Annotated in this window: 14 protein-coding genes; 4 read left to right on the top strand and 10 right to left on the bottom strand. The window is 71.1% G+C overall.

Annotated features, from left to right (window positions below; translation table 11 throughout):
- Positions 1–2: 2 nt before the first annotated feature.
- Together catC and DAE25_RS14780 are read left to right on the top strand one after the other, a co-directional pair.
- On the top strand, positions 3–284 hold the full coding sequence (catC, locus tag DAE25_RS14785) for a muconolactone Delta-isomerase (RefSeq protein WP_107766922.1): 282 nt from the start codon (positions 3–5) through the stop codon (positions 282–284).
- 51 nt (positions 285–335) lie between these two features.
- A complete protein-coding gene (locus DAE25_RS14780) occupies positions 336–3,023 on the top strand; it encodes a bifunctional acetate--CoA ligase family protein/GNAT family N-acetyltransferase (protein ID WP_107766921.1) in 2,688 nt (895 codons plus the stop codon).
- Positions 3,024–3,033: 10 nt separating this feature from the next.
- Here DAE25_RS14780 and DAE25_RS14775 read toward each other — a convergent pair whose 3' ends face one another.
- From DAE25_RS14775 to DAE25_RS14765, 3 genes are all read right to left on the bottom strand, one after another.
- Positions 3,034–3,756, bottom strand: a complete 723-nt coding sequence (locus tag DAE25_RS14775; protein ID WP_234411061.1) for an FAD-binding oxidoreductase — start codon at positions 3,754–3,756, stop codon at positions 3,034–3,036.
- Entirely contained in the window at positions 3,753–4,364 is a 612-nt protein-coding gene (locus DAE25_RS14770) for a sulfite oxidase-like oxidoreductase (RefSeq protein WP_107766920.1), read from the bottom strand. The genes DAE25_RS14775 and DAE25_RS14770 overlap by 4 nt, the downstream gene beginning before the upstream one ends.
- Before the next feature lie 66 nt (positions 4,365–4,430).
- On the bottom strand, positions 4,431–4,877 hold the full coding sequence (locus tag DAE25_RS14765) for a CBS domain-containing protein (RefSeq protein WP_159083745.1): 447 nt from the start codon (positions 4,875–4,877) through the stop codon (positions 4,431–4,433).
- Between the two features lie 198 nt (positions 4,878–5,075).
- Here DAE25_RS14765 and DAE25_RS14760 point away from each other — a divergent pair, with 198 nt between their 5' ends.
- Together DAE25_RS14760 and DAE25_RS14755 are read left to right on the top strand one after the other, a co-directional pair.
- Complete coding sequence (locus DAE25_RS14760) at positions 5,076–6,755, top strand: long-chain-fatty-acid--CoA ligase (protein ID WP_107766918.1); 1,680 nt, start codon at positions 5,076–5,078, stop codon at positions 6,753–6,755.
- Positions 6,756–6,867: 112 nt separating this feature from the next.
- Positions 6,868–7,482 carry a YceI family protein gene (locus tag DAE25_RS14755; RefSeq protein WP_107766917.1) on the top strand — a complete coding sequence of 205 codons (615 nt, stop codon included), beginning with the start codon at positions 6,868–6,870 and terminating at the stop codon, positions 7,480–7,482.
- Between the two features lie 73 nt (positions 7,483–7,555).
- On the opposite strand, the gene DAE25_RS14750 is transcribed toward DAE25_RS14755, so the two are convergent.
- The 7 genes from DAE25_RS14750 to DAE25_RS14720 form a co-directional block, all read right to left on the bottom strand.
- A complete protein-coding gene (locus DAE25_RS14750) occupies positions 7,556–9,907 on the bottom strand; it encodes an arylsulfatase (RefSeq protein WP_107766916.1) in 2,352 nt (783 codons plus the stop codon).
- 69 nt (positions 9,908–9,976) lie between these two features.
- Complete coding sequence (locus DAE25_RS14745) at positions 9,977–10,669, bottom strand: hypothetical protein (RefSeq protein ID WP_107766915.1); 693 nt, start codon at positions 10,667–10,669, stop codon at positions 9,977–9,979.
- A 282-nt stretch (positions 10,670–10,951) separates the two neighbouring features.
- On the bottom strand, positions 10,952–11,410 hold the full coding sequence (locus tag DAE25_RS14740; protein WP_107766914.1) for a DUF6325 family protein: 459 nt from the start codon (positions 11,408–11,410) through the stop codon (positions 10,952–10,954).
- A gap of 131 nt (positions 11,411–11,541) precedes the next feature.
- Positions 11,542–13,905, bottom strand: coding sequence for an arylsulfatase (locus tag DAE25_RS14735; protein WP_107766913.1), 2,364 nt, complete (start codon positions 13,903–13,905; stop codon positions 11,542–11,544).
- Between the two features lie 88 nt (positions 13,906–13,993).
- Positions 13,994–15,073, bottom strand: a complete 1,080-nt coding sequence (locus tag DAE25_RS14730; RefSeq protein WP_107766912.1) for a sulfite oxidase — start codon at positions 15,071–15,073, stop codon at positions 13,994–13,996.
- Between the two features lie 40 nt (positions 15,074–15,113).
- Entirely contained in the window at positions 15,114–15,974 is an 861-nt protein-coding gene (locus tag DAE25_RS14725; RefSeq protein ID WP_107766911.1) for an enoyl-CoA hydratase/isomerase family protein, read from the bottom strand.
- 24 nt (positions 15,975–15,998) lie between these two features.
- Entirely contained in the window at positions 15,999–17,348 is a 1,350-nt protein-coding gene (locus tag DAE25_RS14720) for a Dyp-type peroxidase (protein ID WP_234411060.1), read from the bottom strand.
- Between the last annotated feature and the right edge of the window lie 6 nt (positions 17,349–17,354).

The raw sequence follows: 17,354 nt of genomic DNA, 5'->3' as shown, positions 1-17,354 counted from the left end.
CGGTGCTCTTCCTCGTCCGGATGGACGTCGCCCTGCCCGACACCCTGGTCGGGCATGAGCGCGCCGACCTCCTCGCCCGCGAGAAGGCCTACAGCCAGGAGCTCCAGCGTGCCGGTTCGTGGCCGCACATCTGGCGGGTCGTGGGCGAGTACGCCAACTACTCGGTCTTCGACGTGCGGTCCAACGACGAGCTGCACGACCTGCTCTCCGGCCTGCCGCTGTTCCCGCACATGACGATCACCGTGACACCGCTGGCCACCCACCCCAGCGACGTGCACGCCTGATCAGCCCGCAGGAGGCTGGCACGCCGTCGCCGGCTCTGACACGTTGGTGACGTGACCTCCGAGGCTGCCCCGACCGTCGCCCCGCGGGACTGGCGAGCCGAGCCGGCGGACGTGCTGCTGGCCGACGGCACGATCGCCGTGATCCGGTCCGCGACCGCGGAGGACCGCGACGCCGTCCTCGAGCTGCACGAGTCGGTCTCGGAGGACACGTTGCGGCTGCGGTTCTTCTCCCCCAGCCGTGAAGCCGGTCGGCTCTACGTCGACCACCTCTTCGCCCCGGACAACACCGCGTCGGCGGCGCTGGTCGCGCTCGTCCGCGGCCGCGTCGCCGGGCTGGCGACCGCCGAGCTGCTCTCCCCGGACAGGGCCGAGGTGGCCTTCCTGATCGCCGACCAGGACCGGGGCCGCGGTCTGGGGAGCCTGCTGCTCGAGCACCTCGCCGCCCTCGGCCGGCGCCACGGCGTCAGCCGGTTCGAGGCCGAGGTCCTCGGCGACAACTACGGCATGCTGCGCGTCTTCCGCGCGGCCGGGTTCGCTGCGACCCGCAAGACGGTGGCCGGCGAGGTGGAGGTCGAGCTGCGCACGGACGTCTCCCGCGAGGCCGTGGAGGCCGCCGACCGGCGGGAGTGGAGTGCCGCAGCACGGTCCCTCCGCCCGCTGCTCCACCCGACCAGCGTGGCGGTCGTCGGCGTACGACGCTCCGCGGGCGGCTTCGGCCACGGCGTGCTCGAGGCGATCCGCAGCTCGTCGTACGCCGGGTCGCTCCACGTGATCCACCCCGAGGCGGACCTCATCGACGGCCTCCCCACCACCCGCAGCCTCGGCGACCTCGACGGCCCGGTCGACCTGGTCGTCGTCGCCGTTCCGGCCGACGGGGTGGCCGACGTGCTCCGCGACGCGGCCGCCAACGGCGCGGGCGCCGCCGTGGTCGTCTCGTCCGGGTTCTCCGGCACCGGCAGCGACGAGCGGCGCCTGGAGCTGCTGGGGATCGCCCGCGCGCACAGCCTGCGCCTGGTCGGCCCCAACTCACAGGGCGTCCTGGACAACGGTGACGGCCTCAACGCGACGCTGCTCCACGACGTGCCCGAGGTCGGCGGCCTGGCGGTGGCCTCCCAGTCCGGCGGCATGGGCTTCGCGCTGCTCGACCTCGCCCGCGACGTGGGCCTCGGCGTGCAGTCCTTCGTCTCCCTGGGCGACAAGGTCGACGTGTCCAGCAACGACCTGTTGGCCGCATGGATGGACGACGACGGCGTCGCGGCCGGCGCGCTCTACCTGGAGTCGTTCGGCAACGCCCTCAAGTTCGCCCGCACCGCTCGCCGATTCGCCGAGCAGAAGCCGCTGCTGGCCGTGATCGGTGGCCGGTCCCGGGCCCGTCGGGACCCGACGGTCGCCTCCACCGTCGGGGTGGGCGTCGATGCGCTGCTCGACCAGTCCGGGGTGATCGCCTGCCGGACCGGCGCCGAGCTGACCGAGACCGCGCTGCTGCTCGTGGAGCAGCCGCTCCCCGCCGGGCTCCGGGTGTGCATCGTCTCCAACACGGGTGGCGTGGGCGCGCTCACGACCGACCGCGCCGACCTGCAGGGCATGATCGTCAGCCCGACCTCCGCCGAGCTGGCCGCCGCGCTGCGCGCCGAGGTCCCCGGCGCGGTCGACGTCCGCAACCCGGTCGACCTGGGAGCCGATGTCACGCCCGGGCAGCTCACGGCCGCGCTGCGTGGCGTGCTCGAGGCCGGCCAGGCCGACGCCGTCCTGGTCCTGCTCGTCGCCAACCGGCTCACCGACCGCGACGCGCTGTTCGCGGCCGTCGGGCAGGCGCGGCCCTCGGGCGCAGACGTCCCGCTGCTCCTCGTCACCCCCGGCGCCGCGTTCGACGCGGCTCGCGGCCTCCCGGGCGTCACCGTCTTCCGCACGACCGATGCGGCGACCGGGGCACTGGGTCGGGCCATGCGGTACGCCGCGTGGCGACGCGTGCCGGCGGACCGGCCGGAGGTCGAGCTCGGCACCCGCGGTGTCCACGCCCGGACCTGGGTGCGAGCACGACTGGCCGCACGCAGCGGCGAGCCGGAGTGGCTCGCGCCCTCCGCGCAGACCGAGCTGCTGGCGCCGTACGGCATCCACCTCGTCGGCCGGCTCGCCGCCGGACCCGAGGAGGCGGAGGCGGTCGCGGCGGAGATCGGCTACCCGGTGGCCGTCAAGGTGGCCGACCCGACGGTGCTGCACAAGTCCGACCGCGGCCTGGTCCGGATCGACGTGCGCACCGGCAGCGACGTCGCCGACGCCGTACGGAGCTTCGCCGAGGAGCTGGGCCACGACCGCGTCGACGTGCTGGTGCAGCCGCTGGTGCTCGGGCACGTCGTCTCGGTGGGCCTCGTGCGCGACCCGCAGCTCGGCCCGCTGGTCGGGGTCGGCGCAGGGGCCCCGGGACCGGTCGGCACCTGGGCCGAGGAGGTGCTCCTGCTGCCGCCCGTCGAGGCGGCCGACGCCGCCCGCGCCGTGCGTGCCCTCCGGATCTGGCCGCAGCTGGTCGGCCACCACGGCCTGGAGGAGGTGGACCTGGCACCGCTCGAGGCGCTGTTGATGTCCGTGGGTCGGCTCGCCGTCGACGTGCCCCACGTCGCGGACCTCACGCTCGAGCCCGTGGTCCTCACCGCGCACGGGATCTTCTGCGTCGACGTGAAGGTGCGCATCGCCGAGCCGCCCGAGCTCGACACCGGCGTCCCGCGGCGGCTCCGCTCCTGACGACCGTGGCTCAGCCGGTGACGCCGAACCTCTCGACCCGGATCGCCTCGGCACCCATGCCCGACTCGACCAGGAGGTTCTCGGCGAACTCGGCGAACCGGGCGGAGCCGCAGACGTACGCGACGTCTGCACCGGCAAGGAGCGGGGTGATCTCAGCCTCGGTCGGGGGGCCTGCCGGTCGGTCGCTCGTGGGATGACGGGTGAAGGCGATCGCGGCGCCCGCCTGCGCGAGCTCCTCGGCGTACGGCAGCTCCTCGGGGCTGCGCCCGACGGCCATCACACGAAGCAGGTCCGAACGGCCGAGGTGTCGCGCCGCACGCAGCATGGCGACCGCCGGTACGACGCCGGTGCCGCCGACCAGGCACACCGCCGGGGTTTGGGTGTCCCACCTGAACCAGCGCCCGATCGGGCCGCGCAGCTCGAGGACGTCGCCGACCTCGGCAACGTCGGCGAGGAACTCCGAGACCTCCCCGCCCGGCAGCCTCTCGACGAGGAACTCCACGAGCGGGTCGCTGTCGTCGGACGCGACCGAGTAGGACCGCTGGGCCGTGTAGTCATCGGGGGCGCGCAACCGGATGAGGTAGTGCTGTCCGGGCCAGTGGCGTTGCCGGTCCTCGATGTGCATGCGGAGCCGCACGAGGTGCGGGGCGGGGAGGTCCTTGGTGATGATGCGCCCGGTCGTCCACGCCGTCGCACCCGTGCCGCCCGGCTCGAAGGACTCGTCCCCGCTCACGGATCACCCTGGTAGCGCTGCTCGAGCCACGGGTCCCCGCGGTCGTGGTAGCCGTTCTGCTCCCAGAACCCGGGGCGGTCCTCCGCCGTCAGCTCGAGGCGGCTGATCCACTTCGCGGACTTCCAGAAGTAGAGGTGCGGGACCAGCAGCCGCACCGGGCCTCCGTGCTCCGGGGTCAGCGGTCGCCCGTCGTACTCCCACACGACCCACGCCTTGCCGCCGGTGACGTCGGCCAACGGCAGGTTGGTCGTGTAGCCGGTCGTGGAGTGGGCCATCACGAACCCCGCCTCCGCCTGCGGCCCGACGGCCTGGAGCAGGCTGTCGACCGACACCCCGCCGAACACCACGTCGAACTTCGACCAGGTCGTCACGCAGTGGATGTCACCGCGGTACGTCGACCCCGGCAGCTGCTGCACCTCGTCCCACGTCCAGGTCGTCGGCCGGTCCACGAGACCGTCGACACCCAGGGTCCAGGACTCGCGGTCGATCCGCGGGGTGGCCTCGGCCGTCAGGACCGGCCAGTTGCCGCCGACGTCGTACTGCCCGGGAGGCAGGCGGCCCGCCGGGCCGTCGGGTCGACGTCGGAAGAAGCCTCGCGTCACCGGCATCGGGCGCCTCCTCGTGGGCGGTGTGGGCCGAGGTCGTGCTCGACGGCAGCCTACGCGGGCGCGACCTCACTCCTGCCGCACCACGACCCGGGTCCCGCTCGGGACCACCACCACGTCCTCCTCGTGCGACGCGACGTCGAGGAGCACCGCGAAGATGTCACGCATCGACACGAAGCCGGCGATCTTGTCCTCGTCGACGACCGGCAGGTGCCGGATCTCCGCCTCGAGCATCCGCCGCGCCGTGTCGAGGATCGGGTCGTCCTGGTGGGCGGTCACCAGGTCGGTGGTCATCATCTCGGCGGCCGTCACGTGCTCCGGGTTCGCCCCCTGCGCGAGGTGGTTGACGACGTCGCGCTCGGACACGACGCCGGCCAGGTGGCCGTTCTCGACGACGCCCACGGCACCGATGCCGTCGGCTGCGAGCGACTCCGCGACCTCCCGCAGGGAGGCCTCACCGGGCACGGTGGCCACCGGCCACACCATGATGCGGGCGACCACATCGGTGGGGTGCATGCTGCGTCTGCTGCTGGTGTACATGGTGGCCTCCACGGGTCGATGCCCTGTTGCTGATGGCCCCAGCCTCCACCCTCGACGGACCCGGGATCAGGGGACTTGGTCCTCAGCGGGTGGACCGAACTGCTCCCGGCACCGGGGCGATACGTTTGCTCCAGTCGCGACCCCCGTCACGCGACACAGGACGTGAGGAACGCCGTGTCCGCTCGAGAGCCCCTGTGGGCAGACTCCTACGCACCCGGGGTGCCCCTGCACCTCGACTACGGCGACACCACGGTGCTCGACCTGTGGGAGCGCTCGGCGCAGCACCACCCCGACCGGCCCGCGCTGGACTTCCTGGGCCGTGGGTCGACCTACGCCGAGGTCGACGACGAGGTACGCCGCGTGGCTGGCGGGCTGCACGCACTCGGCGTACGTCCCGGCGACAACGTCGCCCTGGTCATGCCCAACTGCCCGCAGAACGTGATCGCGTTCTTCGCGGTGCTCCGCCTCGGCGCCGCCGTGGTCGAGCACAACCCGCTCTACACCGCAGCGGAGCTCCGGCACCCCTTCGTCGACCACGGCGCCCGGGTGGCGATCGTGTGGGACAAGGTGGTGCCCGTCATCGAGGCGCTCAGGGCCGGTTCGGCCCTCGAGCACGTGGTCGCGGTCGACATGACCACCCGGCTGCCGTGGCGCAAGCGACTCGCGCTGCGCCTGCCGATCCCGAAGGCCCGTGCGGCCAGAGACCAGCTGACCGCCCCGGCCCCGCAGGCCATGCAGTGGGCCGAGCTGGCCTCGGCAGCACCGCTGGACGAGTCCCACCCCCGCCCCGGCAAGGACGACGTCGCGCTCCTGCTCTACACGTCCGGCACGACCGGGGTGCCGAAGGGGGTGCCGCTGCTGCACCGCAACCTCGTCGCCAACGTGGTCCAGGGCCGCGCCTGGGTGCCGGGGCTGCAGGAGGGCAAGGAGTCCTTCCTGGTGGCGCTGCCGTTGTTCCACGCGTACGGCGTGACGGTCAGCGTGCTGCTGGGCGTGGCCCTGGCCGCGAGGCTGGTGCTGCTGCCCAAGCCCGAGATCGGCCTGATCATGGACGCGATCTCGCGCCAGGTGCCGAGCTTCGTGCCCGCCGTACCTCCCCTCTACCAGCGCATCGTCGACGAGGCGGAGCGCCGCTGGGTCTCGATCACCGGCATCCGCTATGCCCTGTCGGGCGCTATGCCGCTTCCCGCCGCGCTCGTGGAGCGCTGGGAGTCCGCCACGGGCGGGCTGCTGGTCGAGGGGTACGGCCTGACCGAGACGTCACCGGTCATCGTGGGCAACCCGATGTCCGGCGCGCGCCGCCCGGGCGCGATCGGGGTGCCCTTCCCCGACGTGGAGATCCGCATCGCGGACCCCGAGGACCTCGACCGGGAGGTCCCCCTGGGTGAGCGCGGCGAGCTGCTGGTGCGCGGCCCGCAGGTCTTCTCCGGCTACCGCGGCCTGCCCGAGGAGACGGCGGCCGCGTTCCACGACGGGTGGTTCCGCACGGGGGACGTGGTGACGATGTCGCCGGACGGCTTCCTGACGATCGTCGACCGGATCAAGGAGATCATCATCACCGGCGGCTTCAACGTCTATCCCTCGGAGGTGGAGGGGGTCATCCGCACCCATGCCGGGGTCGTGGACGTGGCGGTGGTGGGCCTCCCGCATGAGGACGGTGGCGAGGAGGTGGTCGCCGCGGTGGTGCTGGTCGAGGGGGTCCCCGTGCAGCCGGAGGAGCTGCGGGCACACACCCGGCAGGAGCTCACGCCCTACAAGGTGCCGCGCCGGGTCGTCTTCATGGACGACCTGCCGGTCAACCCGATGGGCAAGGTCCTGCGCCGCGAGGTGGTGGCCCGGATCCGGGATCTCTGAAGTCCCGCCCTCGGCGATGTGTGGGCCAGATCACGTCGGGCCGGGAATGAACCAGGCAGGTGAGCGCTTCTATTACTTGAAGCGTCAACCAATCCCCCTGTCTGGAGTCCCCATGTCGTTCTTCCGCCGCAAGCCCAAGACCACCGCCCCCGCGGCCGCTGCCCCCGCCGCCGTGGCCGTCGTCGAGAGCGGCTCCGTCGTCACCGGCGACTACGCCGTCGACGCCAGCCACAGCCGCCTCGGCTTCTCCGCCCGCCACGCCATGGTCACCACCGTGCGCGGCGACTTCACCGACTTCGACGGCACCGCCCACGTCGACGCCGAGACGCCCGCCAACTCCAGCGTCCGCCTGACCATCCGCACCGCCAGCATCAACACCGCCTCCGCGGACCGCGACGGCCACCTGCGCTCGGGCGACTTCTTCGACAGCGAGAACCACCCCGAGATCACCTTCGCCTCCACCGACGTCGAGCGCGACGGCACCGACTGGACCATCACCGGCGACCTCACCATCAAGGGCATCACCCGCCCGGTCACCATCCCCTTCGAGGAGAACGGCACCGCCGTCGACCCCTTCGGCAACACCCGCGTCGGCTTCGAGGGCGCGACCACGATCAACCGCAAGGACTGGGACCTGACCTGGAACGCTGCGCTCGAGACCGGCGGTGTCCTCGTCTCCGAGAAGATCAAGCTCGAGTTCGACGTCTCCGCGATCAAGAGCGCCTGACGCTCGTCCAGGTGTGCTCGCACCTCGTCGAGGAGCGCGCGGAACGTCGCGCCCTCCTCGACGGTGGGGGTGCCTACTGCCGGGCCATGGCGGCCCGCATCTCGCTCTCACTGTCGACGATCAGCTCACCGGACACGTCGACCGTCACCGTGTGCAACGTGCCGGTGAAGCGGTACGGCGACGGGTAGTCCGGCGTCACGGGCGACCCCGGGTTGGCTCCACAGGTGAGCGCGCCGGGGTTGAGCATGAACGGCGTGGTCACCGGCGTGTCAGCTTCTGCGACCAGCCCGCCGTCGATGTAGAGCTGCAGTCGTCCCGGTGCGCCTCTCCCGTTGGCCATGTCGGGCTGGCCTGTGGGCTCGAACTCGAAGCGCAGCTCGTGCTCGCCGCTGGGGAGCGGGTCGGCGCTCGAGATCTTGTGCAGGCTGCGTCCCACGTAGTTGTGGACGTAGTGCAGCCGTTGGTCCTGCACGAACAACGAGTACCCGCCGGCCGCCGTGCCCTGGCTGATCAGCACCCCCTCCGCACCGGTGTCGGGAAGGTCCACCTTCGCGGTGATGCTGTGCGGCCGGTTGAGCACCCGCGGGGCCGCCCCGAACGGGACCGACTGCGTGCCGGGCCGGTAGACGTAGCGGTCGCGCGGCACCGCAGCCTCGGGCTTCTCGGCCAGGATCCGTGCTATCCCGCTGCCGTCGACCGGAAGCACGTCGTACTTGCCGGCCTCGACGTACCACAGGCCGATCAGCGCGATGAGCTTGTCCCGGTGGTCCGCGGCGAGGTCGCGGGTCTCGGCGAAGTCCTCCGCCACGTGGTAGAGCTCCCAGCCTTCGGCATCCAGCCGGGAGAGCTCGTCCGCGGAGATGGGTTGACCGAAACCCGCTCCGGCCTCGGTGAACGACGGACCCGGCCACGGGCAGACGGCCCGCCAGCCGTCGTGGTAGATCGAGCGGTGGCCGAGCATCTCGAAGTACTGCGTGCGATGCCTGCTCGCGGCGTTGGGATCGCGCAGGGCCTCGGCGAAGCTGACACCCTGGATCGGCGACTGCGTGACGCCTCGGATCGTGGCGGGTGGCTCGATCCCCAGCAGGTCCAGCACGGTGGGCACCATGTCGATGACGTGCGCGTACTGCGTGCGCACCTCTCCGCGGGCCTCGATGCCCGCGGGCCAGGACACGATGAACGGGTCGGCGGTGCCACCCCGGTAGGTCTCGCGCTTCCATCGGCGGAACGGCGTGTTGCCGGCCCACGTCCAGCCCCACGGGTAGTGGTTGAAGTGGTTGGGTCCACCGATCTCGTTGATCAGGGCGAGGCTGTCCTCCAGCGGCTCCTGGGCGTTGTTGAAGAACTGTGCCTCGTTCGTGGTGCCGGTCGGTCCGCCCTCGGCGCTGGCGCCGTTGTCGGAGACCACCATCACGATGGTGTCGTCGAGCACGCCCTGGTCCCGCAGGAAGTCCAGCAACCGGCCCAGGTGGTGGTCGGTGTGGCTCAGGAACCCGGCGAAGACCTCCATCATCCGGGCGTACAGCCGGCGTGCCTCGGCCGACTGGGAGGCCCAGTCCGGGACGTCGGGGTCGTGACGCGAGAGCTCGGCGTCCGCGGGGACGATCCCCAGCTCCTTCTGCTTCGCGAACACCCGCTCGCGGTACGCGTCCCAACCGTCGTCGAACCGGCCGGCGTACTTGTCGATCCACTCCTGGGGTGCGTGGTGGGGCGCATGCGTGGCGCCGAAGCAGAGGTGCAGGTAGAACGGCTTGTCCGGGTCGACCTGTCGGGAGTCGGCGATGAACTCGATGGACTTGTCCACCAGGTCCTCGCTCAGGTGGTAGCCCTCCTCCGGGGTCCTCGGCGGCTCGACCTGGTGGTTGTCGTAGACCAGGTCGGGGTACCACTGGCTGGTGTCGCCGCCCAGGAACCCGTAGAAGCGCTCGAACCCGCGGGCCAGCGGCCACCGGTCATAAGGTCCGGCGGCGGTCTCCTGGTTGCTCGGGGTCAGGTGCCACTTGCCGACCATGAATGTGTTGTAGCCCTCGCCCACCAGCATCTCGGAGAGGAAGCCGTTCTCGAACGGGATGATCCCGTTGTAGCCGGGAAAACCGGTCGCGAACTCGGTGATGCAGGCCATGCCGTTGCTGTGGTGGTTGCGACCGGTGACGATGCACGAGCGACTCGGCGAGCACAGGGCGGTGGTGTGCATGTTGTTGAACCGCAGCCCGTCGCCGGCCAGCGAATCGAACGTCGGCGTCTCGATCGGGCTGCCGTAGCAGCCGAGGTTGCCGAAGCCGGTGTCGTCGAGGACGACCATCAGCACGTTCGGGGTCCCGGGTCGGGACCGTGTCGGCCTCGGCCAGGCGGGCGACGACTCGTCCGTCGTACGACCGATCGTCCCCGGGAACGCCCCGCCGGGCGCGTACTCGTTCAGTGCCATGAGAGGCCCTTCTTCTGGAGGAGGTGGCGCCAAACCGGCGCCGAGGCTTGTGCGATCAATCGGCTCTCGTCACGGGGTGACCTCGCGTGCCTGACCGACCGTGTCGACCACCGGGTGCCTGGGCGGGGTGAACAGGATTCCCAGGCTCACCACCAGCACCCATGCGGGAAAGAGCAGCTGGATCCATCGGTGCTCCCCGGCAGACAGGAACAGCGTGAGCGCCACCAGGTACCCGAGGTAGGAGACCCAGCGCGGGATCGCACCCGTGCGCATCCCGACGGTGCTCACCGAGAGGGTGAAGACCGCCGCCATCCGCATCGCGTACACGGAGACGAGCACCTGCGTGCTGCTGCGGCCGAACGCCCACACGTCAGGGTCGGCGTTCGGCCCCTCCACCATGCTCAACAGGCTGCTGGTGGTGACGGCACTGATGAAGATCATGGCGAGGAAGAGCAGCCCGCTGCCGAGGAACACGGTCGAGAACAACCGGTCCTCCATCGCGCCCAGCTGGTCACGGACGACGCCGATGAACCACAGGAACGCGATGCCGGCGAACGGCACCAGGTTGAGGCTCGTCCGGATCAGACCCCGCCGGTCCGCGTCGGACTGCAGCGACGTGAAGCTGCCGCCGGACACCGCCATGCGCATCATGACCATGGCCGTGATGAGCAGCACCGCGAAGACGATGCCTGCCACTGCTGCTGCGCGTCGGCTCCGCCACAGGCCCCGGATCACCTCGGGCGGGTGTGCACCATCGACCATGGAGCACCTCCGCGGCGTGGCATGGGGAGAGATGGAGCAGTGCGATCGCCGGTCGAGCCCGGGGCTGCTGGGCGATCCGGGTGAGGGGCCGACGCTCAGGTCGGCCCCTCACGTGGTGGAGCGGCTCAGCGACGGCGGTCGCGGCGGTCCTCACGACGATCGCCACGGTCGTCGCGGCGGTCCTCACGTCGGTCACCTCGGCGGTTGATGCCGTGTGCGACCACGACGGCCCCGCCCACTGCGGCAACGGTCCTTCTCCTGCGCCTGGCTGCCATGGGCATGTCAGTCTCCTTCCTCGTCGGCTTCTGCGGCGTCGGCCTCGGCGGCCGCGATCACGGCCTGGATCGGGATCCGTCCGCTGGCGGCCAGCTGGCCACCGGCGCGACGGACGGCCGACCCGAAGGGTGCGGCCCACAGGTTCTCCCACACCAGGACGGCGGCCGAGCTGCCGGGTTCGATGGTCTCGACGAGGTCGATGACGTCCTGCTCGCTGAGCAGCATCGCCAGCTCCGTCTCGTAGGCGCGCAGCTCCCCGATCTCGCTGTCCTCCATGTCGGTGACCTCGAGGACCTCGAACCCTCCGTCGAGGTCCTTGGTCAGGAAGATCAGGTCCAGGACGCGGATCAGCTCGCGGTCGACGAGGTCCTTCAGGATCGGGGCTATCTCGCCGGTGAGCTTGGTCTCCGGGAACTCGACGACGATCCAGTCGACCGGGCCGAGCTCGTCGATGTTGATGCTCATGCATGACTCCTCTCGTGCTGGGTGTTCCGCAGACCAGGGGGTTCGAGGCCCGCCTCTCAGGTATCCCAGCGCGGCGGACCGTTGGCCAAGGGCCGAAGGTCCCGTCCCCCCTGTGCCCGGGGCCCGACCACCTACTGGCGCGCCATCACGACGCGGAGCCGCTCCTCGGGGGTGATGAGGTGGTCGGCGTCCTCGGCGTCCTCGCCGAGGTCGATCTGCACCCAGTTGACCCGTCCGGTGAAGATGCTGGACTCACCGGCGTAGTCGGTGCTGACCGGGGAGGCCGTGTCGCGGCCGATGTCGGCGGTCTCGTCGGCGGAGAAGACCAGGGGGACCGTCGCGTCGACGCGACCCTCGCCGACCTTGGTCCCGTCGACGAAGAGCTCCACGGTGCCGCCCTTCGCCAGTCCCCCGCCGTCGTAGCCGAACTCCATCCGCACCTGGTGCGTCCCGGCCGGGATCGAGGTGTCGCCCTCGACGATGAAGCGCTGAAGCCCGAGCAGGTTGTAGCAGTACCTGGGCCTGCCGTCCTTGGCGTACAGGCTCCAGCCGGCGAACGCGCCGCCCTGAGCGATGATCACGCCCTCGGCCCCTGACGCCGGCACCTCCACCTCGGCGGTCACCGCGTGGGACTTGTTCTTGATGTTGAGGATGGAGGCCTCCGTCAGCCGCCCCATGCCGCCGTACAGGGTCTGCGTGTTGCCCGAGACCAGGACCGGGCGGCCCGCCTGACCGGCGTCGAACCGCTCGATGCGACGGTCGTCGAGCGGCAGCACGTTGTACTTCCGCGCCTCCGTCATCCACAGCTCCTGGAGCTCCGCGAGCCTCTCGGGGTGCTCGGCAGCCAGGTCGTGCGACTGGCTCCAGTCGGTGGTGGTGTCGTAGAGCTCCCAGACGTCCTCCTCGAGCGGGGGAAGGGGCACCATCACCCACGGCGTGCTGTGCCGGGTCACCGCGGTCCACCCCTCGTGGTAGACGCCGCGGTTGCAGAACATCTCGAAGTACTGCGTCTTGTGGCGCTCCGCGGCGCGTGCGTCGTCGAACGAGTACGCCATGCTCACGCCCTCGATGGGCCGCTGCTCGACGCCGTCGACGACGGTCGGTTGGGGCAGACCGGCGGCCTCCAGCACCGTGGGGACGACGTCGATGACGTGGTGGAACTGCGCGCGCACCTCCCCCTTCGCGGCGAAGCCGCCGGGCCAGTGCACGATGGTGCCGTTGCGGGTGCCACCCCAGTGCGAGGCGACCTGCTTGGTCCACTGGTAGGGCGTGTCCATCGCGTGGGCCCAGCCGACCGCGTAGTGGTTGTAGGCGGTCGGGGTGCCGAACTCGTCGATCCGGGACGTCACGAACTCGGGCGTCTCCAGCGCGTCCGCGCCGTTGAAGATGAACATCTCGTTGAACGACCCGTTGACGGTCCCCTCGGCCGAGGCCCCGTTGTCGCCGATGATGTAGTAGACCAGCGTGTCGTCCAGGGCGCCGAGGTCCTCGATCGCGTCGACCAGCCGACCGATGTGGTGGTCGGTGTGCTCCAGGAACCCCGCGTAGACCTCCATCTGCCGAGCCAGCACCGGCTTCAGCTCCTCCGGCATGTCGTCCCATGCGGGGATCTCCTCGTGGCGCTCGGTGAGCACGGTGTCGGGCGGGACGACGCCGAGCTCCTTCTGCCGGGCGAGGATCTCCTCCCGCAGCGCGTCCCAGCCGGCGTCGAAGCGGCCCTCGTACTTGTCCGACCACTCCGTGGGCACGTGGTGCGGCGCGTGTGTCGCGCCGGGCGCGTAGTAGACGAAGAACGGCTTGTCCGGCATCAGTGACTTCTGCTGGCGGATCCAGCCGATCGCCCTGTCGGTCATGTCGTCGGTGAAGTGGTATCCCTCCTCGGGGGTCGTCTCCGGCTCCACCGGCGTGGTGCCCTCGTAGATCCCCGGGTAGTACTGGTTGGTCTCGCCACCGACGAAGCCGTAGAAGTGCTCGAAGCCACCGCCGCCGGTGGGCCACGCGTCGAACGGCCCCATCGGGCTGGTCTGCCACACCGGCACCTCGTGACACTTGCCGAACTGCGCGGTCGAGTACCCGTTGAGACGCAGGGTCTGCGCCAGCGGCGCGCACGTGTTCGGCCGGACCGAGCTGTAGCCGGGAGCCGAGGTGGCCAGCTCCGTGATGACGCCCATCCCCACCGAGTGGTGGTTGCGACCGGAGAGCAGGGCCGCGCGCGTCGGCGCGCAGAGCGCGGTGGTGTGGAACCGGTTGTACTTCAGCCCACCGGCCGCCAGCCGCTCCGCCGTGGGTGTCCGGCACGGTCCGCCGAAGGCGCTGGAGGCGGCGAAGCCCACGTCGTCGAGCAGGATGACGAGTACGTTCGGCGCCCCGGCAGGGGGGCGTATCGGCTCGATCGGAGGGAACGCGGCCGCGGGGTCCTTCGCGTCGAAGGGAGCCGTCCCCTCGTAGGCCTCGTCGGGGACGGGAAGCGTGTGTCGGGGAAGCTGTGCGGTCATCGGTCTCTCCTGGTGAGGGCGGGGCGTGCGGCCTTTCGGGCGTGGTGCAGGACGACGGTGGTTGCGAGGGGTTCCGCGTGGCGCGTGCTCAGGCCCGGTCGACGTAGATGACCTCGACGGCGTTGTTCCCGTAGCCGAGCCGGTTCCACGGGGGCACCTCGGGTTGCACGTTGCCGGCGGCGTCGGTCGCCCTCGCCCGCAGGGTGTGGCGGCCGACGCCGATCGCGTCCCAGGTGAAGCGCCACTCCTGCCAGTGGTGGTCGCTGGTCGCGGCTTCGAGGTGCGCGGGCTGCCAGTCGCCCTCGCCGGTCAGGCTGACCTCGACGCGGGTGACAGGACCGGTGCCCGACCAGGCCTTCCCCCGGACCGTGTACGTCGCCCGGTCGAGGACCGAGCCGGGCTGCGGGTCGGTGATGCGGGCGCGTACGCGCATCAAGGAGACGGGCTCGTGGGGGCGGTCGGGCCACTCGTAGATGTAGTGACCCGTCTGGAACTCGCCGGAGAACGGCTCGGTGAGGACGTCCAGGCGCTTCAGCCACTTCACGGACGCGACGGCGTACCAGTGCGGCACGATCAGCCGGAACGGAGCGCCGTGGTCGCGACCGAGGGGCCTGCCGTTCATCTCGTAGGCGATGAGGATCCCCGACTCGGGATCGGTGGCCTGCTCGATCGGGAGGGAGCGGGTGAAGGCCAGGTTGTCCTGGTCGGTCTCGGGCAGGATCGCCTGGAGGTGGTAGGGACCGTGGTCGGCTCCCTGGGCGAGGAGCTCGACCCCCCGCGCGTCCGGCGCGACCTTGGCCAGGACCTCGTGCAGGGGGACACCCGTCCAGCGCGCCGTCGAGACGGCGAAGTCGCCCCAGGGCTCCCCGGTGGGCAACGGCCGCATCTCCAGGCGACCGTTGCCCGCGCACTCGAGGGTGACGGTGGCGTCGTGGGCCGGCATCGCCCGCAGGTCGTCGAGGGTCAGCCTCGTCGGGGCGCCGACCGCACCGCCGATCTCCAGGACACCGTCGTGCTCCGGGACGGCGAAGTTGCTGCGCACGTAGTGCAGCTCGGTGGGGGTGATCTCACCGTGCAGGGCCTCCGGTGGCGCCTCCGCGTTGTACGGCGCGGGGTTGATCATCACGAGCGACGCGCGGGCCGCCTCGAGATCGTCGGCAGCAGTCATGGGTTTCAGCCTTCCTGGGGACGGGTGGCGACGGGGACTCTCAGAAGTCGGAGTCGTCGAAGGTGGGTTCGCGACCGTCGTTGAAGGCACCGATGCCCTCGACGCGGTCCGGATGGACGGCCGATCGCCAGTGGGCGTCCATCATGATCGCGATCGCCTGCTCGACCGGTTGGCCCTCGCCCAGCTGCACCGCACGCTTCACCGACTGCACGGCGGTCGGTGAGTTGGCGGAGATCTTGTCGGCGATGCGCAGCGCTGCCGCCATCAGCTCACCGGGGTCGTGGAGCTCGTTGACCATGCCGAGCCGGTGTGCCTCCCGGGCATCGACGGGGTCCCCCGTCATCAGCATCTGCAGGGCCTTGCCACGGGGCAGGAGACGCGGAAGGAGAGCCGGCGAGCCGCCGCCGGCCGCCAGTCCGAGCATGGCCTCGGGCTGCCCGAAGGTCGCGTCGGTCGAGGCGATGATGAAGTCGGTGCTCTGGGCCAGCTCGCAACCACCGCCGTACGCGATCCCGTTGACGGCGGCGAAGATCGGCTTGCGCAGCTGCCGGACCGTGTAGAGGGTGCGGTCGAAGGCCTGGCGCTGGCGCAGCCAGTCCTCCTTGGTCATCGCCTTGCGTTGCCGCAGGTCGCTGCCGACCGAGAAGGCGCGCTCGCCGGCGCCGGTGAGGACGACCACGCGCACCGCCGTACGAACGGCGACCTCCTCGACGACCGCGGTCAGCAACGCGCCCATCTCGGTGGTGATCGCGTTGTCGGCGTGCGGCCGGTTCAGGGTGATCCGGGCGACCCGGCCCTCGGACAGGTAGTCGAGGAGCACGGGCGCCTCGGTCTCCTCGACGTCGGGGGCGGGCGGCCCGAAGTCGAGCGCTGCCCAACGGTCGGTGGGTGGTGAGCTCATCGTGCGTCCTCTCTGTGGATCAGGTCAGGTGTCCAGCTCGGCGAGCCAGCGCAGCGCGCTCAGGCTCGGCGCGAAGCAGTACTCACCGCCTCGGGTGGTCACGAACGGCGGCAGGTCCTGGAGCTTCCGACGGATCGGGCGCTGCGGGATCGTGAAGCTGCCGGGTTCGTGGTGAGGGCCGACGAGGGGGTCGGACTCGAGCGGGGCGCCGATGAAGATGCCGTCGTTGAGCCACTGCGTCTTGACGAACTCGAACTGACGCCTGAGGTGGGCGCCGGCGAAGACGAAGACGATGCCCCGGTCGACGCCGTCGTCCTCGGTCACCCCGTCGGGCAGCATCGGCCCGTAGCTGGTGCCCCGCCGGATCATCCGGTGCAGCCGGACGTCCACGCTGCCCTCGTCGTCGAGGGCGTCGCGCGGGTTCGCCCTGCGGGCGTGGGCACCCACCGGGCACTTGAACCCGCGAGGGTCGTCGCCGAAGCCGAAGTCGTTGTTGCGCCGCGGGTCTCCCCCGAGCTCCGGGTCGTCCGCGTCGGGCGAGACCGCAAGGGGTGCGCCGCTCTGCCAGCGCCCGACCATCTTGGCCCCGAGCAGGTCCTCCTCGGCCCGGGTGGCCGCCCTGGCGCGAAGATAGCTCCGGTAGGCCGCCACCCTGGTGTGCAGCTTGCGGAACACGATGTAGGTGCCGTTGCGTCCCAGCACGTCGGGGCTCGGCATGGGCGGCAGCTCTCCCGTCTCGTCGGGATAGCCGAGAATGATCTCGCCGGCCCGCAGTGGGCGCTCGCGGGCATCCGTGGCAGGTCGCCCGCTCCCCTCCACCGCAGGCTGGCCGATGCCGTCCTTGAAGCCGAACGACGTCCGCCCCGTCGCGAGCTGGTAGCAGTCCTGTTTCCAGATCAGCTCGATCCCGGGGAGCTCGGTCTGGGCCGCGCGGGCCTTCTCCGCGACGGCCGCGAGCTGCTCCTCGTCGGAGGACAGGACGGCGATGGCGACGTGCACGGCGTCGGTGCCCAGGGGCTCCTCCCACCGGTCGGGAGCGCTCTCGCCGGTGTCCCCCAGGATCTCGGCCCGGGCCGCCATCCCCTGCCGGAACTCGGGCGCGAAGGTGTCCAGGGACTCCTGCGGCACCCCGAGCGCCTCGAGCCCGCGGTAGGTGAAGGCGACCGTCAGCGAGGTCGCGCCGGCGCTGTCGGCACCCCCGGCCGGATTGGCGATCCGGTGCAGCCGACGGACGAGCTCACGACCGTCGGTGCGATCGACGATGCGCAGGAGCAGGTAGGTGCCGACGTAGGGAGAGGGGCGTTCGTACAACGCGCCGGCCTGGATGTCCTCGAGCTCCAGGGCCACGTCCGGGGTGCCGTCCACTCGTGTCACGTGCCT

Origin of the sequence: Nocardioides terrigena, from assembly GCF_003047265.1 — a bacterium.
GTDB lineage: Bacteria > Actinomycetota > Actinomycetes > Propionibacteriales > Nocardioidaceae > Nocardioides > Nocardioides terrigena.
Note: the sequence above shows the minus strand (reverse complement) of the source record. Positions and strands in the feature narration are given on the sequence as shown.